This window comes from Lysinibacillus sp. 54212, assembly GCF_036662795.1.
In the GTDB taxonomy this organism is placed as follows: domain Bacteria; phylum Bacillota; class Bacilli; order Bacillales_A; family Planococcaceae; genus Lysinibacillus_B.
The window spans coordinates 65751-89014 of record NZ_JBAFWZ010000013.1 but is presented as its reverse complement, the minus strand read 5'-3'; the positions used below and the strand labels follow the sequence as shown (position 1 = coordinate 89014).

The window sequence follows — 23264 nt, the reverse complement described above, 5'->3', positions numbered from 1 at the left end:
ATGTCAACAAATTTAGGAATCCGTGAGTTATTGCAGCGTGCCTATGAGGAAAAAGCATCAGATTTACATGTGACGATTGGGATTCCGCCTGTATACCGTGTAGATGGTCGCCTTCGACAGTATGGCGATATTTCTGTAACAGCCGAAATGGTGGAAGGCATGGTTCGTGACATTCTACCACATTATAAAGTGGCAGAATTTGAAGCGAAGGGCGAAACGGATTTTAACTATGCTCTTGATGGGCTTTGCCGCTTTCGTGTGAACGCCTATCATCAGCGCAATGCAGGTGCCATTGCAGCCAGGCTCATTTCTAGCTCTATCCCAACTATAGAGTCGCTGAATATGCCATCCGTCTTATACGAGCTTGCCCAAAAGCCACAAGGATTAATTTTAGTGACAGGTCCAACCGGTTCAGGGAAATCAACAACGTTAGCGGCGATGATTGACTATATTAACGAAAATAAAGCAAAGCATATTATTACGCTGGAGGACCCGATAGAGTACTTGCATTCACATAAAAAATCGATTATTAATCAGCGTGAAATCGGGGTCGACACAGAATCCTTTGCAAATGGTTTACGTGCATCCCTTCGCCAAGACCCAGATATTATTTTAGTCGGTGAGATGCGTGACCTAGAAACAATTTCTACTGCGATTACAGCAGCAGAAACAGGGCATTTAGTGTTTGCTACCTTACATACATCCAGTGCACCGACAACGATTGACCGAATTATCGACGTGTTTCCGCCTCATCAGCAGGGGCAAATTCGAATTCAGCTAGCAAACGTACTACAAGGAATTATTTCGCAGCGATTATTCGTTCGTAAGGATACGAAAGGACGTATTGCGGCAACCGAAATTTTAGTGAGTGTACCTTCTGTTTCGAATTTAATTCGTAATGAAAAAATTCATCAAATTCCGAGTGTTATGCAAACGAGTAAGGCACTTGGTATGAATACGCTAGAATCTTCAATCCAGGCACTTGTTTCTTCAGGAAAGGTTTCATTGGAGGAAGCGCGCCCCTATATGAACGTAGGTGATTATAGTTGACCGTATATAAATATACAGGACGAACTAAAACGGGTGTTTCGCAAAAGGGCACAATCGATGCGACGAGTCGAAGTGCTGCGATTGCGAAGCTTCGAGAGCAGGGGATTAATCCACGAGAAATAGCTGAGTCAAATAGTATTTTACACAAGGATTTGCAACTCGGTGGCAAGGTGAAAAATCAGGATTTCGTCATCTATTGTCGACAATTCGCTACACTGATCCGAGCAGGTATTTCGATTGTAGAGGCTACGAATATTTTGGCAAAACAATCGACAAGCAAGGCATTAAAAAGAGCGTTAGAGCAGGTAGAGGACGATGTACGTACAGGGGTAACCTTCTCGCAGGCAGTGGCCAAGCATCCGAAAGTATTTCCAGAGCTATTTGTTAATATGATGCGCTCTGGAGAAGCGACCGGGAATATCGATGACACGCTAGAGCGTTTAGCAAACACATTTGAAAAATCCTTTAAATTAAAGAAAAAGGTACAGTCGACTTTAACGTATCCAGCCATTTTATTACTAATTACGATCGTTGTTGTGTTTTTCATGCTGATCTTTATCGTACCTACATTTGTTGAGTCATTCGAATCGATGAATGCAGAACTACCATTACTCACAGTTCTTACAGTAGCTTTTAGTGACTGGCTGAAGCAGTTTTGGTGGGTTGTCATTGTGACACTACTCATGATCATATTAATCTTTCGTTTCTTTTTTAAAAATAATAAGCACTTCAACTATACTGTACATTATTTCTTGCTACGAATGCCGGTATTTGGAAAGCTGTTTCAAAAATCAGCTATAGCAAGGTTAACACGTAACCTATCGTCTTTATTTAGTAGTGCTGTACCGATTTTACATGCATTGACCATTTCAGAAAAGGTGTCTGGTAACCCAGTTATTGGGGAAGTTGTGTTAAAAGCAAGAGCAAGCCTTGAAAAAGGGAGTTCATTAACTGAGCCTTTGGAAAAAAGCTGGCTGTTTCCACCACTCGTTACAAGTATGACGAAAATCGGAGAATCAACAGGCTCACTTGACTATATGCTCGAAAAGATTGCGGACTTCTACGAGGAAGAGGTAGATCGTTCAGTAGATACACTAAAGTCGTTAATTGAGCCACTAATGATTCTGTTGTTGGCAGTAGTCATAGGAATTATTGTAGCAGCAATTTTCCTACCGATGTTTAGCTTGTATGAACAAATGTAATAGAAAAATAGCATATGGGCGTTTTGCAGGGAGGTGAGTAAAAAATGCAATTAACGTCCGTGCAAAAGCAAAATACTATTCAAAATAATAAAGGAGGTTTTTATATGTTTGAACTTATGAAAAAACGTATTAAAAACGAAAAAGGTTTATCTTTAGTAGAACTACTGGCAGTAATTGTTATTTTAGCTATCGTAGCTGCAATTGCAATTCCTGCTATCGGTAACATCATTGAGAACTCACGTCTTAATGGGGTGAAATCTGATGCAATTAATGTAATAAATTCAGCGAATTTATACTATACAGATAATCCAGAGGCAACCACTGTTGATGTGAAAAAATTAAAAGAAGATAAATATTTAGATTCAGAAGGTACAATTCCTGCTGATGCAACAATTTCAGTGGATGTACCACGAAAATTAACAGCTGCTGCAATCAAGTTTTCTGGGGAAAAAACAGTAACCTTTAAAGGTGCCACAGTTAAAGGGATTAATGATGAAAAAACTAAAGGTAGTGCAGTTCCGGATACTGGACTGAGTATTGAAAAATAGTATTTAAATTATTCCCTCATCGAACACCCAACCAATAGTTGGGTGTTCCATTGAGTGACTAATTCGCTACATTAAGTGGCTCGAGGTATTGGAAAAGGGGGTTCCCTATTGATGTTAACGATGAAAAAGAGGTCGCATGTGTCGATTTCTATAAACGATTATATAGTACGTGCGCTGGTGTCAAAGGGGCAGAAGTTGGAGCAACCTGTGATTTATGAGCTGCCGTTGCCGAAAGGTGTTGTACAGGATGGAGCGGTTGTTGATGAGCTGACCTTGTTTGAGATTGTAAAGAGCAATGTTGCAAAATGGGGTGGGAAGAAGCAAAATGTTCGTTTGTTTGTTCCTGACACTTCTGTGCTATTAAAAACCTTTGATCATCCTGCCCAGTTGACGGGGAAGGCGTTGAAGGAGTATGTGCAGATGGAGATTGGGCAGTCGATTCATTTGCCATTCCAGGAGCCGCTCCTAGATGTGTATGATCATCAGGAGGGGGACGGGCAGGCTGTGCTGTTTGCTGCCCCACCAGATGAGGTGACGAAATTAATTGGCCTGCTACTAGACTGTCATTTACAGCCTCAAGTTGCAGATATTCGGGCGCTTTGTAATTTGCGATTACTCGAGCATATTAATCTACTAGATAGCCATAAAACGTATTTAATAACAGATTGGTCGATCAATGAGCTATCAATTTGCATTTATTCAAAAGGAAATGTGGAATTTTTACGCTTCCAATCGATTGAAACAAATCTAGAAAACTGGCAGGATCATATGGCTACAGAAGGTGACGTTACATTTACGTATAATGGAGAGCTAGATGATTACCGAGCGATGATTACCGATCAAGTGCTAGAAATTGATCGCATGATGAATTTTTTTAAATTCTCCTTACATAAGGGCGAAAAATCGGTGGATGAAATTGTTGTGCTAGGCGATAATCCCTTACTTCAAAGCATTGCAGACTTTTTGAGTGAAAATTTAGTAACACCTGTAAAGCTAGTGGATGATAGTGTTGTTTCGCAGCGCTTTCCGAATTGTAAGGCTAAGCATGCCTCATTGTTAGGGCTGGCATTGAAGGGGGTTAACGAATGATTCCAGATATTAACCTCATGCCTAAGCTTGAAAAAGGGGAGACGAGCTCCAAGTTACTCTATGTTCTCCTTGGAATTGTTGTACTGTTAGGCTTAGTAGTCCTCTCATGGATGTATGTTAGTGCAAAGTCGAATTTGTCGGATTTAACGAGTGAACAAGCAGAGCTAGAGGAAAAACGAATTAAGTTAGAGGCGGAATTATCAGCCTTGCAAACGATGAATCAGGGCTCACTCGAGGAATCGGTTGCCTTTGTAGAACTTGTCTCCTATCCAGTTTCTCCACTTATTGATGAAACACAGGGTCTGCTACCGGAAAATACGTATTTACGAGAATACGAGTTTGGTGAATCGAGTGTGACAATCAAGGTTGATTTTGAAACGTTAAACGAGGTCTCAACGTACGTAAGTCGATTAGAAAATAGCCCGTACTTTATTGATTCGCAGGTGGGAACAATTGAAAACTTTGAATTGGATCCTGCAGAAGAGGGAGAGAGCGAAGAAGTGAAGTTTAACGAGGTTCCACGATATTCTGTCGAGGTTATGCTAATGATTGATATAGCCTTTGTTGCTGTTGGAGGTGGAATTCGATGAAATCATTCTCGAACAGTAAAAGCTCACCAGTGCTATTATTAACAGCATTAATCTTTGCTCTTCTTTTTGCCGTATACTATTATGTTGTGCTTCCTAAGCAGGATGAAGTAGAAAGTATGGAATCGTCTGTCAATAATTTGAAGATGGAAATGGCTGCACTTGAGGAAAGCATCGCAGCTGTAAAGGAGCAGAGATCTAACAACGAGACAAATGAATTTGATCTGCGAAAAAAGGTTCCTGAAACACGCGCGATTGATGAGCTGCTGTTAAATATTGAAGAAATAGAATTTGTAACTGGCTCACGTATCCTAAAAGTAGAGTTTAATAATTACGATTCGCTCGTTTCAGATTCAGGGCTACAGGATCCTCATGTGCCTTCAGCAGAGGAAACAGAAGGGCAGGATGCAACTCAAACTGATACAGAAGCCAATGCAGAAACGACTCCAGAGGAAGATACTACACCCGTTTCAACGATTGCTGCCGATTCATTGCCGGGCTCGTTAAAGCTCGTGACATTTAATATGGAAGTTGCATCTCCAAATTACAAAAAGCTACAGCAATTTATTAAGGAAATTGAAAATATTGAACGGGTCATGCATATTGATACGATCCAATACGAACTATCTGGTGAGGAAAACAAGTTTGCGGAGGATAAGTCGGATACTGTCGTAGCAACCGTTCAAGTAACTACATTCTATTATGAATAAAATTCGCAGGTAGGAGTAAGGAGCGTTAAAGATGGAGATTGTGTATACAGTATTTGCAGGAGTTTTTGGTCTCGTATTTGGCTCATTTTATAATGTAGTCGGCTTACGAGTGCCTAAAAAAGAGTCCATAGTTTCTCCTCCATCTCATTGTGTTAGCTGCAATCGACAGCTGACGGTGCCGGATCTCGTACCTGTCTTTTCATTTTTATTTTTACGAGGAAAATGTCGTAGCTGCGGGGCAAAAGTTTCCCCAATCTATGCCTTGACCGAAATAGTAACAGCCTTTCTATTTGCCTTCGCTACTTGGCATCTTGGTATTACAGCTGAGCTAGCGGTAGCCCTGTTGTTCATTTCGTTGCTCGTGATTATCAATGTATCGGACCTTGCGTACATGTTAATACCGGATAAGATATTATTATTTTTTCTGCCATTAATTTTGCTCGCTCGATTCTTCTCACCACTTCAGCCATGGTGGGATAGTATTGTCGGGGCAGCTGTCGGCTTTGGTTTACTATTTTTAATTGCCGTGATTTCAAAAGGCGGCATGGGCGGTGGCGATATAAAGCTGTTCTTTGTTATCGGCCTAGTGCTAGGAACAGTGCAAACCTTACTCACGCTATTTTTGGCTTCTGTCATTGGTATGGTGATCGGCATTATTGTGCTCAAAATACGGGGGCAAGGAAGAAAAACCCCTGTACCATTTGGGCCCTCTATCGCGATAGCTGCCATTGTTGTTTATTTTTATGGTGAGGAAATGATCGATTGGTACTGGCGTTTACTATAATCGCAATTATGAAAAAAACGGTGAATGACGAAATAGTATAAAAAATACCCTTTTATTTCAAGTGGTAATATTGTACAATAATGGTAATCGAATAGTGTTAACTAGGGGAGTCCAATGAGTTGGGCTGAGAGGGAAACGCTTAGAAGTTTCTTGACCCTTTGGACCTGATCTGGATCATGCCAGCGTAGGGAAGTTAGAAATCTTTAGTATATGTGAGCACTTCTACATACATATCGTAAGCTGGGTCCGTTTATGTTTCTAATAAATGGATTCAGCTTTTTTTGTATAGGAACGTTTTCATAGAATAGGTATCTGAAAAACGCGGTATCCGCTTGACCTATTCTAGTTGCGCTGTGCCTTTCTAGTTTGCCCCACTACTAATGGATTGATCTAGATCTCGTCCTTTACCAAATATAAAGGAGGAGTTTTTTTATGTCATCAACTTCATTAAACAAAGAAAACATTTCGATCATGTCCAACTTTCCAGGGAGTAAAAAAGTATATGTGGTTGGTTCAAGACAGGATATTAGAGTACCTATGCGAGAAATTGTGCTAGGTCCAACGACGAGTACAGTAGGGGAAGAGGAAAACCTACCAGTGCAAGTTTATGATACAAGTGGACCTTATACCGACCCGAACGCTTCCATCGATATAACAAAAGGGCTAGAGGCTCTTCGCAGTAAATGGATTGAGGAACGAGCAGATGTAGAAAAGTATGAAGGGCGACAAGTGAAGGCGGAAGATAATGGCTATAGTAATGAGGATGATCCTCGTGCTCAACACAACATTTTCCCGAACTTAAAGCGCCAACCATTGCGTGCGAAAGAAGGAAAAAATGTGACTCAACTTCATTATGCAAAAAAAGGCATGATTACACCGGAGATGGAGTTTATTGCAATTAGAGAAAATATGGAGCCTGAATTTGTGCGGAGTGAGGTAGCGAGAGGTCGTGCGATTATTCCATGCAATATTAACCATCCAGAGCTAGAACCGATGATTATTGGACGCAATTTTCACGTGAAAGTGAATGCCAATATTGGGAATTCTGCGGTTTCCTCTTCGATTGAAGAAGAAGTAGAAAAAATGATTTGGGCTACACGTTGGGGCGCTGATACGATTATGGATCTGTCTACAGGAAAAAACATTCATACAACACGTGAATGGATTATCCGTAATGCGGCTGTGCCAGTTGGGACTGTGCCAATTTACCAAGCACTTGAAAAAGTAAATGGAATCGTAGAAAATCTGACATGGGAAATTTACCGCGATACATTAATTGAACAAGCAGAACAAGGAGTAGATTATTTTACGATTCATGCTGGTGTCCTGCTACGTTACATTCCATTAACAGTGGAGCGTTTAACAGGCATCGTATCGCGTGGCGGATCGATTATGGCACAGTGGTGTTTAGCGCACCACCAAGAAAACTTTCTGTATACGTATTTTGAAGAAATTTGTGAAATTATGAAAGCGTACGATGTGGCCTTTTCGCTTGGCGATGGCTTACGCCCAGGCTCTATTCATGATGCCAATGATGCAGCACAATTTGCAGAGCTCGAAACGCTTGGGGAATTAACGAAAATTGCTTGGAAGCATGATGTGCAAGTGATGGTGGAAGGACCAGGCCATGTACCAATGCATCTTATTAAAGAAAATATGGATAAGCAATTAGAAATTTGCGAAGAGGCACCGTTTTACACATTAGGGCCGCTTACAACGGATATTGCCCCTGGCTATGATCATATTACATCTGCGATTGGTGCTGCGATGATTGGTTGGTTTGGCACGGCCATGCTTTGTTATGTGACACCGAAGGAACATTTAGGCTTACCAAATAGAGACGATGTACGTGAAGGGGTCATTACGTATAAAATTGCCGCACATGCAGCCGATTTAGCGAAGGGGCATCCGGGAGCGCAAAAACGAGATGATGCCTTATCGAAAGCGCGTTTTGAATTCCGTTGGCGAGATCAGTTCAATTTATCATTAGATCCTGAACGAGCAATAGAGTATCATGATGAAACATTGCCTGCAGAAGGAGCAAAGGTAGCCCATTTTTGCTCGATGTGCGGACCGAAATTTTGTAGCATGAGAATCTCACATGATATTCGCAATAGTGTCAAAGAAAAAGAAACGAAAGCGGTTGAAGAAGGTTTAAAGGAAAAGGCAAAAGAATTTAAAGAATCTGGCGGCAAAATATATCAATAGTTAGCGAAAAGGGCTGTCCGAAAATTTAGATGAAAATCTGGATTTTCGGCCGCCTTTTTATGATGGGGATCAATAAAATCTCTTTTGTAAAATAAAGCTACTACAATTACAAACTAAAAAAATCGATTACAGATTCGATTTTGGAGAAGCCGTATGTCCATCAATTAATTAAAGCGACTTCATATAAGAGATGCTGTTCATTCGTTAATTTTAATTCCATAATTGAAATAACTATAATTGTCATCTTCATATACTATTTTCTTCCGTTGATCTACATAAGCAAGAACCATCTATTGAATGGGAATGAAATGCAGAAAAACATAAGTATGCACGAATTTGCAGTAATGCTCACGTATTTATGAAATCAATACCCTTAAATATTCAGGAATGAAAAATGGAGAAGAAAACCTTGCGTATTCTTCTCCATTTATATTTATTGTACTGTTCGATATAAGCCTACAACTTTACCTAAAATCGATACTTGATTCACTAGAATAGGATCCATTGAAGAATTTTCAGGCTGTAAACGGAAGTGAGTTTTCTCTTTAAAGAATCGTTTTACCGTTGCCTCATCATCTTCTGTCATTGCAACGACGATATCGCCATTATGAGCTGTTGATTGCTGCTTCACAATGACAAAGTCACCATCTAATATGCCTGCCTCAATCATCGATTCTCCCATAATCTCTAGCATGAAAATTTGATCCTCACTCGTACCGTATGTATTAGGAAGTGGGAAGTATTCATCAATATTTTCAATTGCTGTGATTGGAGATCCAGCCGTTACTTTCCCGATTAATGGAACGTGAATCACTTCTTGTTTATTAACCGGATCAGCATCATGATCTAAAATTTCAATTGCACGAGGTTTTGTAGGATCACGACGAATCAAGCCCTTACTTTCAAGCCTCGCTAAATGACCGTGTACAGTTGAACTTGAAGCAAGACCAACAGCCTCTCCAATCTCTCGAACTGATGGAGGATAACCTTTTGCTCGCACCTCATCTTTAATAAATGCTAGTATTGCTTCTTGTCGTTTTGATACCTTTGTCATAGTGCTCACCTCTCTATTTTTATGTAGTTTCTTCTATCTAATTACGAACAGTATAACATTATGCGAACAACAATGCAAACATAGGTTCGAAAAAGAGTTGACAAAAACAAACGTTTGTTCTAATATGAAAACATACATACCGAACAAACATTCGTAAAGGGGTTTTTTATAATGAAATGGTTAAAACAAAATAGCTATATAGCACTTTTTTTCGCAGCTTCTCTTGTCTTTATTCTATACTTATTTATTACAGACGAAAAAATCGAGCACTATAAAAATATTACAATTGAGCAAGGCGATACATTATGGTCGTTAGCCGATCAATATCGTGGTAAAATGTCTACGCATGATTGGATTACGTTTGTAAAAAAAGAAAATGCGATGAAAACTGGCGCGATTGTAGAAGGACAAGAAATCCTTATCCCAGTTGAAAGACATTCAATCTATATTGCAAATTTAATAAAAGAAGATCATTATTCTGTAAAAGTGGCGAGTGAACAACAATGACAAACAACAACAAGGCAGTACTATATTGCCGAGTAAGCACTGAAAAATCTACACAAGAAACATCATTAATTAGGCAACGAGAGGAATTAACTCGTTATGCTAGTAATCTACAATTTTCAGTTGCAGCAGTTTTCGAGGATCAGCAAAGCGGCTATGATGTGGATCGTGATGGTCTGTTAGCAATGCTTGATTTTATGAAGGCTGAGAATATTACGACGTTATTTGTGCAAGACGAAACACGATTAGGACGTGGCAATGCACGAATGGCTGTCCTGCATTTATTGCAAAAAAATGAAACTACCGTGTATTCATTAAATGATGCTGGTCCACTTTCACTAAATGAAATGGATACAATGCTTTTAGAAATATTGGCGATTGTCGAGGAATACCAGCGGAGGTTACACAATGCAAAAATACGTAGAGGAATGCGTAGGGCAGTAGAAAATGGCTATAGACCAGAGTTGAATTTAAAAGAACGAGGAAATGCAGAAGGGCGTGAACGAATAGAAGTACCTATAGAAGAAATTGTTAAGCTTCGTCAAAAGGGACTTACGTTTAACGAAATCGCAAGCACGCTTCAAGGCTTAGGATTTCAAGTAAGTAAAGCAACCGTTCACCGGAGATATACAGAGTATACTGAAAGCAGTGTAAAATAATGTGTATAGCCGCCTCTTCATAAAATTATAGACCCGCATAAATTTAGTGGGCTACTACAACTTACTTCTTAAGTGTTTCCTAGACTAAAAAATCGTAGAGAGTATTGGAATGGCAAAAGCAATCGCTAAACAACTAATTGCTGCAAATTTGGACTGCTTTTCTAATCTCTCATCTTCAATTTTCAAATACTTCATATAGCTTAAAACAAAATATAACGTTAGTAACAAAAATACAGCTTCCACAACCATTAATACTGTAATCGTAGTATCTATCATATCGAATCTCCTTTTCCTATATTATAGATTAGGCTGTGTTTATTAAAAAAAATATTTCTTGTATAGAGGCGTGTTTGCTAGCGATAGCTTTATCGAAAGGAATTATCCGTTGAATAAAATCGAACATAGTGGCAAATAACCTTTTCCACGTTTTTTTAACACTGTAGAGTAAATTGACATACTTTAAAATTCTTATTTCCATTACAGAATAACCCAACTATGGAATGGATGAAGTTTCAAAACCTGTTTAAAGGAAAGAAAGTCTTTAGTCTGAAAGAGTTAACACTTGCATCATGTGCCTTTTTCTCATACCTTTGTATTATTGGAAATATGAAAGGTGAGAAAGCTATGTTATCAAATGAAAAAATCGCTCGTATTAATGAGTTATCGAAAAAAGCGAAGGAGGGCACATTAACAGAGGCTGAGGCAAAGGAACGTTCAATTTTGCGTAAAGAATATTTAGATACATTTAGAAGTTCAATGCGTCAAACAATTGAAAATGTCAAAATCGTTGATGCTGCTGGTAATGATGTAACACCAGAAAAAGTGAAACAAGCACAGAAAAATAACTTTTTGAATTAACCTTATTTTGCTTCGGCATTAATGTGTCATATTTAATAAAAAAGTATAACCTATTTGCCGTAAAAGCATTGTTTTCTTAAAGGTTCTTGACTACACTATATAAGAACAATAATTAGCACGAGAAAGGATGTCACAAAATGACACACAATGTGGATCAGTTAGCAATTAACGCAATCCGAACATTATCAATTGATGCAATCGAAAAAGCAAATTCTGGACACCCAGGCTTACCAATGGGTGCAGCTCCAATGGCATACACACTATGGACAAAGCAACTACGTCATAACCCTCAAAATCCAACATGGTATAACCGTGATCGTTTCGTTTTATCTGCTGGACATGGCTCTATGCTGTTATACAGCCTACTTCATTTAGGTGGCTATGGTCTTGAAATGGAAGAGATTAAAAACTTCCGTCAGTGGGACTCAAAAACACCAGGTCACCCAGAGTACGGTCACACAGTTGGCGTAGAAGCAACAACTGGTCCACTAGGTCAAGGGATTGCAATGACAGTTGGTATGGCAATGGCGGAGGCACATTTAGCTGCTACATATAATAAGCCAGGCCACGATATTGTTGACCACTATACATTCGCACTTTGCGGAGATGGCGATTTAATGGAAGGTGTCGCGGCAGAGGCAATCTCATTAGCAGGTCACCTACAATTAGAAAAGCTGATCGTTCTTTACGATTCAAATGATATTTCATTAGATGGTGATTTAGCTAAATCATTCTCTGAAAACGTGCAAAAGCGTTTTGAGTCATATGGCTGGAACTACTTACACGTAGGAGATGGTAATGATACTGATGCCATCAACAATGCAATTGAGCAAGCGAAAACTTCTAAAGGCAAACCAACTTTAATTGAAATTAAAACAGTAATTGGCTTCGGTTCACCAAATAAATCAGGTAAAGCAGATTCACACGGTGCTCCATTAGGTACGGATGAAGTTACATTAACAAAAGCAGCATACGATTGGGCACATGAGCCATTCCAAATTCCTGCTGAAGTGTATGACACTTTTAAAGAGGCAGCAGATATTCAAGGTGTCCAAGCAGAATCAGCTTGGAATGAGAAATTCGAAGCATATAAAGCAGCGTTCCCTGAGTTAGCTGAGCAATTTGTGAAAGCAATGGACGGTGAAATCCCTGCTGACTTTGATGCAGAAATTCCTGTTTATGAAGCAGGTAAATCAGTAGCGACTCGTTCATCTTCTGGAGATGTGATCAATGCTCTTGCGAAAAAAGTTCCTTCATTCTTTGGCGGTTCAGCTGACCTTGCTGGATCAAACAAAACGACAATGAAGGGTGCTGGGGACTTCTCAGCTGAAAACTATGCGGGTCGTAACATTTGGTTTGGTGTCCGTGAATTTGCAATGGGTGCTGCATTAAATGGTATGGCACTTCATGGTGGCGTAAATGTATTTGGCGGTACGTTCTTCGTATTCTCTGATTATGTTCGTCCTGCAATTCGTTTATCAGCACTTATGGGCTTACCGGTAACATATGTATTTACACATGATTCAATCGCTGTAGGAGAAGATGGTCCAACACATGAACCAATCGAGCATTTAGCTTCATTACGAGCAATGCCAAACCTTTCTGTGATTCGTCCGGCTGATGCGAACGAATCAGCTGAGGCTTGGAAGCTTGCGCTAACGTCTGAATCTACTCCAACGGTACTAGTTCTTTCTCGTCAAAACTTACCAGTACTTGATGCATCTATTGCTACTGTAAGTGAAGGCGTTGCAAAAGGTGCTTATGTGATTTCACCAGCTACTAAAGAAACACCAGATGCTATTTTAATCTCGACTGGTTCAGAGGTTTCATTAGCAGTTGAAGCACAAAAGGCGTTATTAAATGATGGAATCGATGCTTCGGTTGTATCTATGCCTTCTGTAGACCGCTTTGATAAGCAGTCGGCCCAGTACAAAGAGTCTGTATTACCTAAGGCTGTGACAAAACGTCTAGCGATCGAAATGGGCTCTTCATTCGGCTGGCATAAGTATACTGGTTTCGAAGGGGATGTACTTGCAATCGACAAGTTCGGCGCATCTGCACCTGGAGAATTAGTAATGGAGAAATACGGTTTCACAGTAGAAAATGTAGTAGCGAAAGTTAAAGCTCTATAAAATATAAAAAGGCGTACTCAACTTTTTTGAGGCGCCTTTTTCTTTGTCATAGAAACAAAAACGGAGACGATATTCGTTGTAACAATAGCTAAAAAAAGTGTTGTCGACGTTGCGCTTCCACCTAATCCTAGCTCATCCACAATAATGCCTGAAAACCAAAGGAGTTGCCCAGCGACAATGCTAGCAAAAGCTGCAAAGAACATAGCAATCCAAGTCGGTATATTTTTTGCAATAACCATTGCTAAAAAAATTACACTTAGTATAAAAATACTTCGATAAACTGGTTGTAATAAAGTGAAAACACCATCTATTTCGAAATTTGTATATGTGTATTTACTCATCTCTATCCTCCCCTTTTACCAAATATTAACGTATTTTTAAAGATAATTGTTGCATAGTTTTCTAATGTTCGTTTATTTTTATAAATAGTATAAAATAATTATCCATCTACGATTGAGGAATACTATAGAAACGCTGTTCAAATTAGTGTATAATGCATTTTGGAGAGTTTTCTCGGGATATTGCATGCGGAGGAGGTTGGATTCAAATGATGCCAATATGGTTAGGAGTTTTACTTATCATTGTAGCTTTAATCGGGGGAGCAGCGTTAGGCTTTTACATCGCCCGTCAATATATGATGAAGTACTTAAAAGAAAATCCACCAATTAATGAACAAATGATTCGTGTTATGATGGCACAAATGGGACGTAAGCCATCAGAAAAGCAAGTACGTCAAATGATGTCACAAATGAACAAGTTCCAAGATAAATAAAGATGTTAAAGTTGTCTCGCTACTATAGCCTGACAACTTTTTTCTTTTCCTGTAAAAATTCAAGCATTGGCTCAGCGTATAATTCATGAATGCCCCTTGTAACACTGAATATTAAGAACATTTTGTTGATTTTTCTATCCTCGTATACTAGTATCAAAGTTATGAATGTGCAGGAGGAATGTCAAATGAAAAAAGAAAAAACAAATGTTGAAAGCTTTGATTTAGATCATACAAAGGTAGCTGCACCGTATGTACGTTTAGCAGGAAAAAAAGAGGGGCTACACGGTGATGTTGTCGTGAAATACGATATTCGCTTCAAGCAACCAAATAAAGCGCATATGGAAATGCCAGCGCTTCACTCATTAGAGCATTTAATGGCTGATCGTATTCGTAATCACTCCGAGCAAGTGGTTGACTTATCACCAATGGGCTGTCAAACAGGCTTCTACCTTTCAGTTATTAACCATGATAATTACGATGAAGTTTTAACTATTTTAGAAAAAACATTGCAAGATGTATTAGCAGCTGACAGTGTTCCTGCCTGTAATGAGGTGCAATGCGGCTGGGCAGCAAGTCATAACTTAGAAGGTGCAAAAAGCTTAGCAAAAGAATTTTTAGACAAACGTGCAGAATGGCATATTGTATTTGCCTGATGAATGATAGTAGCCGAAAGCGAGCGAGCTTTCGGCTTTTTATGTGGTAATAGAATATTAGGGACCGGTTTTGTGAGGATAGGCTGGTCTTTTGTTCGGATAAGTCGTTCATTTGTGCGGATAACCTTCTTTTGTTCGGATAGGCTCATCTTTTGTGCGGATAGGCTGGTCTTTTGTTCGGATAAGTCGTTCATTTGTGCGGATAGCCTTCTTTTGTTCGGATAGGCTCATCTTTTGTGCGGATAGACTTCTTTTATTCGGATACGACTTCCTTTTGTGCGTATAGCCCAGTCTTTTGTTCGGATAAGTCGCTCTTTTGTGCGGATAGCCTTCTTTTGTTCGGATAGGCTGGTCTTTTGTGCGGATAGACTTCATTTGTTCGGATACGACTTCCTTTTGTGCGAATAGTCCAGCCTTTTGTTCGGATAAGTCGCTCTTATGTGCGTATAGCCATCTTATACTCAAATAGCCACACCTTTTATCCACACAATACATACTAGCCATTCATCTAAACTTTCCCCTGATATCCCTATCTAATCAATATCTTCTTCAATCACCAATGCTTCAGGGACAAATCTCGTTAAAAATTCTCGAACTGTATCCTCATATTCGAGCGGCATTTCGTTAAAGCCTTGTGAATGTTCACCTTTTTCAAAGAGTCTTAGCATTTTTGGTTCATTTTTTAATTCGAACATTTCTTCAGTCATTGTATATGGGATAAACGTGTCGTGAATGTTGTGAATAAAGAGGACGGGCTTATCGATTTTTTTGATAGTTTTTTTAGGTAACACATTTTTTATCCAGTACCCATCACGCATACGCATAAACAGGTCAGTGAGGTGGACTGCAAATTTCAAATCGACGGAAATCGAGTTTTTGACGATTAAGTAGAGAAGCTGTCTAAAATCTGAAAAGGCGCTATCTGAAATATAAAATTTTGCCTGATCCTCGTCTGATCCTGCATATAAAAGAGTTGTGGCCGCGCCCATAGATTCGCCGTGAATCCCAATGATGGCATTCTCACCGACGAGCTCACGAACATGGATGACGATTTTTCCTAAATCCATTTTTTCGTAATAACCATAGCTTGTCGTTTTTCCACCGCTCTCACCATGCCTACGATGATCATAAACGACCGTATTAAATCCTAATCGTTCATACATTCGTGCATATTTTACAGAATTCATCTTATTTTCTGTGACACCGTGGCAAATAATAATAATATTATTCGTTTGCAAAGGCTGCAAAAATATACCTTTGATACTATATCCATTTGGTGATTGAATCAAAAGCTCTTGCTTATGGCATTGGTTGAACCATTCTTCATCAAAACGACGTGCTTTTTTTTCGCGTTCAAGGACAAGCGCTGGATCCTTTAGTTTAATGTACATCAATTTATTTGAAAGGATAACACCTGAAACAGCCGTTATTGAAGCTAACACTGTGGTCACAATACTAGACAAGACCATGAATTTACGTTTCATCGATTTCACCACCTTTTTTTGAATTATTGGTAACATTAATTTTCCCGAACATTTTCTCATCATGCATTACTACTTGTTACGTGTTGATAGGTTCGAAACGACACACATTTTTTGGTAGAATCATAATGTAAGCGTTTTGTCCTTACAGCAAACAAAGGGAAAAGGGGAATTATCATGACACAAGAGGTAGTAATTGTTAGCGCAGTTCGAACAGCGATTGGTTCTTTTCAAGGGTCACTAAAAGACGTTTGGGCCACTACTTTAGGTAGTATTGTGATAAGAGAAGCAATTGAACGTGCGGGTGTTGGCACAGATGTTGTAGATGAAGTCATTATGGGTAATGTTTTACAGGCTGGCTTAGGTCAAAATCCTGCGCGTCAGGCAGCGCTTCAAGCTGGGCTTCCCGTATCTGTTTCGGCAATGACGATCAATAAAGTATGTGGCTCAGGACTAAAGGCTGTGCATTTAGCGGCACAGGCAATTGCAGCTGGGGATGCAGATATTATTGTTGCAGGTGGCTTTGAAAATATGAGTCAAGCGCCGTACCTATTAAAAAACGCACGTGAAGGATTCCGTATGGGCGATCAAAAAGTAGTTGATAGCATGATACACGACGGCTTATGGTGTGCGACGAATCAGTATCATATGGGCATAACGGCAGAAAATTTATGTGATGCGTATGGAATTTCACGTGAGGAACAGGATGATTTTTCGGCTCGTTCACAGGCACGGGCACAAGCGGCGATTGATGCTGGTATATTTGACGATGAGATCGTGCCAGTTTCTATCCCGCAGCGAAAGGGTGAGCCTCTTGTATTCGCGCGGGATGAATATGTTAAAGAGGGTACGACCGCAGAAAAACTAGCTGGCTTACGACCGGCCTTTAAAAAAGAAGGCTCTGTTACGGCAGGAAATGCATCAGGAATTAATGATGGTGCCGCAGCCGTTGTAGTAATGTCGAAGCAGCGTGCTGATCAATTAGGAATCAAGCCATTAGCGACTATTGTATCGAATGCAAGTGCCGGTGTTGACCCGTCAATTATGGGAATCGGTCCAGTAACAGCGGTGAAAAAAGCTTTATCAAAGGCAGATTTAACCTTACAACAAATGGATTTAATCGAAGCAAATGAAGCGTTTGCTGCTCAGGCTATTGCAGTCGATCGCGAATTGGACTTTAATCATGATAAACTAAATGTGAATGGCGGCGCGATTGCATTAGGTCATCCTATTGGAGCGAGCGGTGCGCGTATTTTAGTTACACTATTATATGAAATGCAAAAACGCGATGTGTCGCTGGGTTTAGCAACACTTTGTATTGGTGGAGGCCAAGGCGTAGCAACAGTCGTTCGTCGTTAATGAAAGTAGAAGGTGAAAAAAATGGCAAAGAAAAAACAAGGACAAAAACAGGCACCACAGCCAAAGCAGGAAAAGGAAGCCGTAACGCTAGCCGATCAGCTAGGCGGAGATGTTTTAGCTAAATTAAAGCTGGCGAAGCAGTCTTTAGTCGCTGAGGAACAAGCGAAGGAAGAGGAGCGTCAAGCGCGCCAAGCATTCGAGCGAAAGCAACGTGAGAAAAATATGAGCTTTGAAGAGCTGTTGGATCAGTATGGTGATAAAGGCTCAAAATTTTAGAATGAAAGAATGGCAGATGCGAACGATGCATCTGCCATTTTTAAATAATCTTTTGGAGTTCGAGTGGTGTCTAGCTCTTACCAACAATGGGCTATACGGGGCGCTTACTTACTCTTTTTCTATTAGACAATAACCATAGGAATAGCTTTGCTAGAAAGACAAAGAAAATGGCTCCCGCTGTATCAATCATTACATCTTCAAAAAGGCCAGTACGACCAGGCTGCATTTTTTGTCGATATTCATCTAGGGAGCCGAGAATAAATACGCTCGCGATGGCGAAATATGCTGGGAAACGAAATTTCATTTTTCGATAAAATAAGAAAAAAATAACACCTATTAGTCCAAATCCGGAAAAGTGAGTTGCTTTACGAATTAAAAATTCGATAAAATAATAGTAACCACGTGTTTCGACGGAAATGGGCATGTCCCAATATGTCAATTCTATTTTACTTAATTCTTCCTCAAAGGGCTTATCCTTCAAAATGGTTTGGAGCTCTGGCACAATTGTTTGCTGCTCATAGCTCATGTTTGATGCAATAAAAACAATCATTAAGACAAATGTAACTAGAAATATATACTTTTTCATCGGTGTTCTTTATAGGTATCCTTTTTTAATAAGTGAAAGGCAAACGATAAATCGTTAATAGATGTCGCCTTTTCGTAGGCTGCAATATTACTTAATAATTGCTGAGATGAACGTGCACCAATGACAGTAGAAGCAACGGCTTTGAAATGTAAATTAAAAGCGAATGCGAGCGCATGAAGATCTCCGTAATGCTCCGAAAGCTCTTGTAAAAGTCCCGTTAGCTCCTGCTCATTATAGCTTCCATAAGAAGAAATTCTAGCTCGCCATTCGTTTGTGAGAAGCCCTTTCGCTATAGAGCCTCGGGTTACAACGGATGCACCACTTTCTCGAATAGGTGCAAACCATTCTTCTGCACAGCGATCGAGTAAATTAAATTGCATCATATTGCTGACGGCTTTACTCTCCTGTAGGAAAGGAACGAATACATTCCGTCGAATAGATGAAATACCGTACTCACGAATGAGCCCCTCTTTTTTCAAGCGATCGAATGTGTCGATAATTTCATCCCATGGATCATCCTTTGTTCCCCCATGAAGCTGATAGACATCGATATAATCCGTTTGAAGTCGACGTAAACTATCTTTTAAGCCATTTTCAATATGTGAGGGTGACGGATCCCAAGTCCACCCATCCTTCCCTTCCTGCCAACGATTTCCTACCTTTGTAGCCAAAATAATCTCATGACGATATGGCTTTAAGGCTTCTCCAATTAATTGTTCATTTAACCCTTTATCATAAAGGTCAGCTGTATCAAAGTAATTAATGCCTGCGTCTAGTGCTGTATCGATGACAGACTTTACTTCCTGTATACGTGTAGGCAACGACATGCAACCTAAGCTAAGCTCTGATATTTCTATATCACTCTGACCGAGTGCTCGTTTTTTCATTTCGTATGCCCCCTAAACGATTCTCTCGTATTTATACTAATGGTACAATGAAAGTAATATAAACGACAAGTGAGGCTAAATCAATGAAAAAATTTGAAGAAAAAACGATTCATTCCGAGCAAATTTATCAAGGGAAGGTGATTTCACTAAAAGTAGACGATGTTACACTCCCAAATGGACATGAAAGTAAACGTGAAATTGTCAATCATCCAGGTGCTGTGGCGATTATCCCGATTACTAGTGACGGCAAGTTAGTTGTGGTAGAACAATATCGAAAGGCATTAGAGCGTTCTATTGTCGAAATTCCTGCCGGGAAGCTAGAGCCAGGGGAAGCACCAGAAATTACAGCTCGCCGTGAATTAGAGGAAGAAACTGGGTATGGATGCCATGAACTAGAGTATTTACTATCTTTCGCAACCTCGCCTGGCTTTGCAGATGAAGTTATTCATTTATACGTAGCGCGTGATCTTTACCCGATTGAAAATAAAGCCGCACTCGACGAGGATGAATTTGTCGAAAGAATGGAAATTTCACTCGAGGAAGCTGAAAAAATGGTAGCAGAGCAGCAAATATACGATGCGAAAACAGCCTATGCGATTTTATGGATGAAAATGCAATTGAACTGTCAATGATAGTTTAAGAGAGAGAGCCAATCGTATTAATTAGGCGTGTATCCGCACAAGAGGGTATCTTATCCGAACAAAAGGAGCGTGTATCCGCCCAAGAGGGTATCTTATCCAAACAAAAGGAGCGTGTATCCGCCCAAGAGGATGTCCTAACCGAACAAAAGGCGCGTATCCGCACAAAAGGCTGGTCTATCAGCACAAAAGCAGAACCCAACCGAATAAAAGAAGCGTATCCAAAAAAAGACCACAACCGAACTAAAGCAACACCCAACCGAACAAAACACTTGTCGAATAGGCAAAACAAGTAGCTTACCGCACATTAGTAGGATATTTTCTCTTAATTTCGCCTAAATATAGCAACAATTTTTCTATGCATATCCTCTTTGTCTGAGCATAAGTTGTAGGACAAGGGGGGATGAGATGCGAAAAGGTCTTATTTTACAAAATGCTTTAATGATTGCAATTAGTTTTATTGCTGGGGTAGCTTGCTATCAATTATTCGAACTGAAGGATGCTAAACGTCTTATTAGTATGATTGATAGCCGTATTTTGGCTGATAGTCTCCCAACATTAACCTCTTCAATCATTCCGCTAGCAATTTCGATTGTCATAGTGCTATTATTTGCCACGCATCCGTATGTTTCATCTATCGCGAAAATATTTATTGCGATGAAAATGACTTTTTTCGGATTTAGTTCCGTTTACTTATTGGCACAAAAAAATGCTCTATTAGCATATGGGGCATGGTGGTTTCCTTTTCAATTTATTTATGCAATCCTGCTGCTCCTAATTTGTGAAAGCATCATCCATAATAATAAAATTCATCGAAAAAAAGGTTTTTTACCATTCAAGCAATTACTTGTGCTCATCATTTTTATAATTTTAATATTCATAGTTGAACTTTTCGTAATTTCGTACATTTTTAAATGAATCATTATCTTGTAATAGGTTTTGTCTATTTGGTATAATGAAAGGAGTTTAGGAGGGCGTCACATGGAGAGCCGAATCGATCGAATCAAAAAGCAACTACATAGTGCTAGCTATAAGCTGACGCCACAGCGTGAAGCAACTGTAGCAGTACTACTCGAACACGAAGAAGACCATTTAAGTGCAGAGGATGTTTACTTGTTAGTGAAAGAAAAAGCACCTGAAATTGGGCTAGCGACTGTGTATCGTACGTTGGAATTGTTAACGGAGCTTAAAATTGTCGATAAAATTAATTTTGGTGACGGTGTATCTCGCTACGACTTACGTCAAGAAGGAGCGAAGCATTTCCATCATCATTTAGTTTGTATCGAGTGTGGTGCAGTTGATGAAATTCAAGAAGACTTACTTGACGACGTGGAGCAAGTGGTTGAAAAGCGTTGGAATTTCATTATAAAAGATCATAGACTAACATTCCACGGTATTTGCCATCGCTGTCATGATGGCAACGGTGAATAAGAAGCTAAAGTATGCTTAGAAAAAAGGAACGGCAGAGGGGGCTGTTTCTTTTTTCTTTCTCAGCTATAATTCGAGAAAATATATATTCTCTATATGACTTAGATGTTGCTCAATATAACCTGTAGAAAACGCTGTAGGTAAAAAGAAGAGCCCAGCATAATCATGCAGGGCCGAATTTTTTTTATTGAGATAGAATGTGGTTTTTATAAGATAAAAGCTAGCCTTGTATACAAAGCATTGCCCTTAATCAATTAGTTTTTTCTTCACATCCGCTGTATCTGTAATGCCGGAAATACGTAACTCACTATTCACTAGTTCAACCACATATCGTTTATTTCGTTCGTAATACCAGGTCCCATCCTCTTCAGAATAAAACTCAAATATTTCAATCGTATCCACTGTTAAGCTTTTTTCATTAAGTGGTTGGATGTCTGTAATTTCATTAGATACAAAATTATAGCTATAGTAACCTAAGTTTTGATGATCTACTACAAATTCTACATAATCCTTTTGAAGCTGGCTATTATGAATAAAATAACGCTGAACATAATCAAAGTTTGCTTGGTTAACAGCGTAGCTATAATCATCTCTAAACGCATAATAAAGATCTCGAGCATCCTCACTGTAGGAATCTAAAAAGTCTTCAGCTGCTTCCACAGCTTCCTTCTTTTTCTCCTCTTTTTGCTTTTGTTCCTGAATAGCCCCGTATTTAATATGAGAATCTTCAGCCTTTAACGCTAACATTTCTGATTTCACTTTTTTTCCATTGGCATCCTCGGACTCTGCATAAATTTCAACAGAGCCATCTAGCGGCGCTGCAAATAATGAAATTTCTTCCGCTGTTTTTTTCGTATTTTCTCCATTAATAAAGACAATGGCCTCTGGAACATCCGAAGTTAACGTCACAAGCTGTTCTTCAAAATCAAAATATATCTCAGTTTTGTTTTTGCCATTACCAGCAATAGAATGCTTTTGTTTTATTTCTTGCTCAAAATAGTCATCTTTTAGGTTGACTTTAAACGTAATGTTTCCGGGTGCGAACTTGCCGATTGATTTATTTTTTGTACCGATCACATCCTCGAAAGAATCCCCATATGAAATCGTTACCTTATCGATATTTGTAGAAGCCTTCACTCTAACAGGATTTACTTGGAAAACTACTTTTTTATAAAACAATAAAAATGATTCTTCTTTCACTGTAATGAGCTTGTTATCGTTAGAATCAAGAATAGGGTCGATAAAATCATCACTTTTGATTTTTTCTATACGATCCTTGAGTTCATCTCGAATATCATGCTGCCAATTATTCTCTTCTAAATATGTATAAAAGGCTTTCTCATCTACTATGGTACCTTTTGGAAAAGTAAAGGAACTAGTAAATGCCGAGTAATTTTCATCTACAAATGCTTTATTTAATTCAGAAAGCTGTTTTGACGGATCGAGTGTGCTTTCAATAATAAAATGGGCAATCCCAATGAAAACTGCTAATCCGGCTATAACACCGAGTAGGATTTTAGTAGACTTCTTCATAGGTGTTTTTACCAGATTCTTTTGTGGGGTAGGCTGCTGATTGTGGTCTAATGCCTGTTGTTCTTTTGAAGCGGGCAAAGGCTGTAACGTGTTTCCACATTCTAAACAGAAATTTTGATTGTCTTTAGCTTGTGCCCCACATACTGTACAAGTGCGCATAATTATGCTCCTTCCATCCTAATTTATGAATAATATATCATGAAAAAATTATAAAATATATAAAATTATATTGTAAAAGTATAATATTGGATTTAATATAGTGTATA

Annotated in this window: 27 protein-coding genes and 1 riboswitch; of the genes, 19 read left to right on the top strand and 8 right to left on the bottom strand. The window is 39.2% G+C overall.

The window, feature by feature from the left end; translation table 11 throughout:
• From V4T18_RS11160 to thiC, 8 genes are all read left to right on the top strand, one after another.
• Nucleotides 1-1050, top strand: coding sequence for a type IV pilus twitching motility protein PilT (locus V4T18_RS11160; RefSeq protein ID WP_332649382.1), 1050 nt, complete (start codon nt 1-3; stop codon nt 1048-1050).
• Nucleotides 1047-2252, top strand: a complete 1206-nt coding sequence (locus V4T18_RS11155) for a type II secretion system F family protein (protein ID WP_332649381.1) — start codon at nt 1047-1049, stop codon at nt 2250-2252. The genes V4T18_RS11160 and V4T18_RS11155 overlap by 4 nt, the downstream gene beginning before the upstream one ends.
• 44 nt (nt 2253-2296) lie before the next feature.
• Nucleotides 2297-2800 (top strand): prepilin-type N-terminal cleavage/methylation domain-containing protein, encoded by a 504-nt coding sequence (locus V4T18_RS11150; protein ID WP_332649379.1) that lies wholly within the window; start codon nt 2297-2299, stop codon nt 2798-2800.
• Between the two features lie 111 nt (nt 2801-2911).
• Nucleotides 2912-3889: a type IV pilus biogenesis protein PilM gene (gene pilM, locus V4T18_RS11145; protein ID WP_332649398.1), complete on the top strand. Its 978-nt coding sequence runs from the start codon at nt 2912-2914 to the stop codon at nt 3887-3889.
• Nucleotides 3886-4479: a PilN domain-containing protein gene (locus V4T18_RS11140; protein ID WP_332649377.1), complete on the top strand. Its 594-nt coding sequence runs from the start codon at nt 3886-3888 to the stop codon at nt 4477-4479. The genes pilM and V4T18_RS11140 overlap by 4 nt, the downstream gene beginning before the upstream one ends.
• Complete coding sequence (locus V4T18_RS11135; RefSeq protein ID WP_332649376.1) at nt 4476-5186, top strand: potassium transporter; 711 nt, start codon at nt 4476-4478, stop codon at nt 5184-5186. The genes V4T18_RS11140 and V4T18_RS11135 overlap by 4 nt, the downstream gene beginning before the upstream one ends.
• 31 nt (nt 5187-5217) lie before the next feature.
• Nucleotides 5218-5970, top strand: coding sequence for a prepilin peptidase (locus V4T18_RS11130; protein ID WP_332649374.1), 753 nt, complete (start codon nt 5218-5220; stop codon nt 5968-5970).
• Nucleotides 5971-6063: 93 nt separating this feature from the next.
• Nucleotides 6064-6178: riboswitch (TPP riboswitch) on the top strand.
• Between the two features lie 224 nt (nt 6179-6402).
• Entirely contained in the window at nt 6403-8178 is a 1776-nt protein-coding gene (thiC, locus tag V4T18_RS11125; protein WP_332649372.1) for a phosphomethylpyrimidine synthase ThiC, read from the top strand.
• 433 nt (nt 8179-8611) lie between these two features.
• Here the strand turns inward: thiC and lexA are convergent, their stop codons facing one another.
• Complete coding sequence (lexA, locus tag V4T18_RS11120; RefSeq protein WP_332649370.1) at nt 8612-9232, bottom strand: transcriptional repressor LexA; 621 nt, start codon at nt 9230-9232, stop codon at nt 8612-8614.
• Nucleotides 9233-9403: 171 nt separating this feature from the next.
• On the opposite strand from lexA, the gene yneA reads away from it, so the two are divergent.
• Entirely contained in the window at nt 9404-9739 is a 336-nt protein-coding gene (gene yneA / locus V4T18_RS11115; RefSeq protein ID WP_332649368.1) for a cell division suppressor protein YneA, read from the top strand.
• Nucleotides 9736-10395 (top strand): YneB family resolvase-like protein, encoded by a 660-nt coding sequence (locus V4T18_RS11110; protein WP_332649366.1) that lies wholly within the window; start codon nt 9736-9738, stop codon nt 10393-10395. The genes yneA and V4T18_RS11110 overlap by 4 nt, the downstream gene beginning before the upstream one ends.
• Nucleotides 10396-10479: 84 nt before the next feature.
• Here the strand turns inward: V4T18_RS11110 and V4T18_RS11105 are convergent, their stop codons facing one another.
• Nucleotides 10480-10671, bottom strand: coding sequence for a hypothetical protein (locus tag V4T18_RS11105; RefSeq protein ID WP_332649364.1), 192 nt, complete (start codon nt 10669-10671; stop codon nt 10480-10482).
• 348 nt (nt 10672-11019) lie between these two features.
• On the opposite strand from V4T18_RS11105, the gene V4T18_RS11100 reads away from it, so the two are divergent.
• Together V4T18_RS11100 and tkt are read left to right on the top strand one after the other, a co-directional pair.
• Nucleotides 11020-11253, top strand: a complete 234-nt coding sequence (locus V4T18_RS11100; RefSeq protein ID WP_332649362.1) for a DUF896 domain-containing protein — start codon at nt 11020-11022, stop codon at nt 11251-11253.
• 137 nt (nt 11254-11390) lie between these two features.
• On the top strand, nt 11391-13385 hold the full coding sequence (gene tkt, locus V4T18_RS11095) for a transketolase (RefSeq protein ID WP_332649361.1): 1995 nt from the start codon (nt 11391-11393) through the stop codon (nt 13383-13385).
• 17 nt (nt 13386-13402) lie between these two features.
• On the opposite strand, the gene V4T18_RS11090 is transcribed toward tkt, so the two are convergent.
• The gene (locus V4T18_RS11090) at nt 13403-13726 is read right to left on the bottom strand and encodes a hypothetical protein (RefSeq protein WP_332649359.1); all 324 of its coding nucleotides are present in this window, start codon (nt 13724-13726) and stop codon (nt 13403-13405) included.
• Nucleotides 13727-13935: 209 nt separating this feature from the next.
• Between V4T18_RS11090 and V4T18_RS11085 the strand changes: the two genes are divergently transcribed.
• Nucleotides 13936-14157, top strand: a complete 222-nt coding sequence (locus tag V4T18_RS11085; protein WP_332649396.1) for a YneF family protein — start codon at nt 13936-13938, stop codon at nt 14155-14157.
• A 185-nt stretch (nt 14158-14342) separates the two neighbouring features.
• A complete protein-coding gene (locus V4T18_RS11080; protein ID WP_332649357.1) occupies nt 14343-14810 on the top strand; it encodes an S-ribosylhomocysteine lyase in 468 nt (155 codons plus the stop codon).
• Nucleotides 14811-14918: 108 nt separating this feature from the next.
• On the opposite strand, the gene V4T18_RS11075 is transcribed toward V4T18_RS11080, so the two are convergent.
• Entirely contained in the window at nt 14919-15275 is a 357-nt protein-coding gene (locus V4T18_RS11075) for a hypothetical protein (protein WP_332649355.1), read from the bottom strand.
• Nucleotides 15276-15343: 68 nt separating this feature from the next.
• Complete coding sequence (locus V4T18_RS11070; protein ID WP_332649353.1) at nt 15344-16294, bottom strand: alpha/beta hydrolase; 951 nt, start codon at nt 16292-16294, stop codon at nt 15344-15346.
• Nucleotides 16295-16468: 174 nt separating this feature from the next.
• Between V4T18_RS11070 and V4T18_RS11065 the strand changes: the two genes are divergently transcribed.
• Both V4T18_RS11065 and V4T18_RS11060 read left to right on the top strand, forming a co-directional pair.
• Entirely contained in the window at nt 16469-17650 is a 1182-nt protein-coding gene (locus V4T18_RS11065; RefSeq protein ID WP_332649351.1) for an acetyl-CoA C-acetyltransferase, read from the top strand.
• Nucleotides 17651-17671: 21 nt separating this feature from the next.
• Complete coding sequence (locus V4T18_RS11060; protein WP_332649349.1) at nt 17672-17926, top strand: YqkE family protein; 255 nt, start codon at nt 17672-17674, stop codon at nt 17924-17926.
• A 91-nt stretch (nt 17927-18017) separates the two neighbouring features.
• On the opposite strand, the gene V4T18_RS11055 is transcribed toward V4T18_RS11060, so the two are convergent.
• On the bottom strand, nt 18018-18512 hold the full coding sequence (locus tag V4T18_RS11055) for a VanZ family protein (RefSeq protein ID WP_332649348.1): 495 nt from the start codon (nt 18510-18512) through the stop codon (nt 18018-18020).
• Nucleotides 18509-19399, bottom strand: a complete 891-nt coding sequence (locus V4T18_RS11050; protein ID WP_332649347.1) for an aldo/keto reductase — start codon at nt 19397-19399, stop codon at nt 18509-18511. Before V4T18_RS11050 ends, V4T18_RS11055 begins: the two co-directional genes overlap by 4 nt.
• Nucleotides 19400-19482: 83 nt before the next feature.
• Between V4T18_RS11050 and V4T18_RS11045 the strand changes: the two genes are divergently transcribed.
• The 3 genes from V4T18_RS11045 (at nt 19483) to fur (ending at nt 21468) form a co-directional block, all read left to right on the top strand.
• Entirely contained in the window at nt 19483-20031 is a 549-nt protein-coding gene (locus V4T18_RS11045; RefSeq protein ID WP_332649346.1) for an NUDIX hydrolase, read from the top strand.
• Between the two features lie 414 nt (nt 20032-20445).
• Entirely contained in the window at nt 20446-20955 is a 510-nt protein-coding gene (locus V4T18_RS11040) for a hypothetical protein (protein WP_332649344.1), read from the top strand.
• 63 nt (nt 20956-21018) lie between these two features.
• The gene (fur, locus tag V4T18_RS11035; protein WP_332649343.1) at nt 21019-21468 is read left to right on the top strand and encodes a ferric iron uptake transcriptional regulator; all 450 of its coding nucleotides are present in this window, start codon (nt 21019-21021) and stop codon (nt 21466-21468) included.
• 243 nt (nt 21469-21711) lie between these two features.
• On the opposite strand, the gene V4T18_RS11030 is transcribed toward fur, so the two are convergent.
• A complete protein-coding gene (locus V4T18_RS11030; RefSeq protein ID WP_332649342.1) occupies nt 21712-23157 on the bottom strand; it encodes a TcaA NTF2-like domain-containing protein in 1446 nt (481 codons plus the stop codon).
• Between the last annotated feature and the right edge of the window lie 107 nt (nt 23158-23264).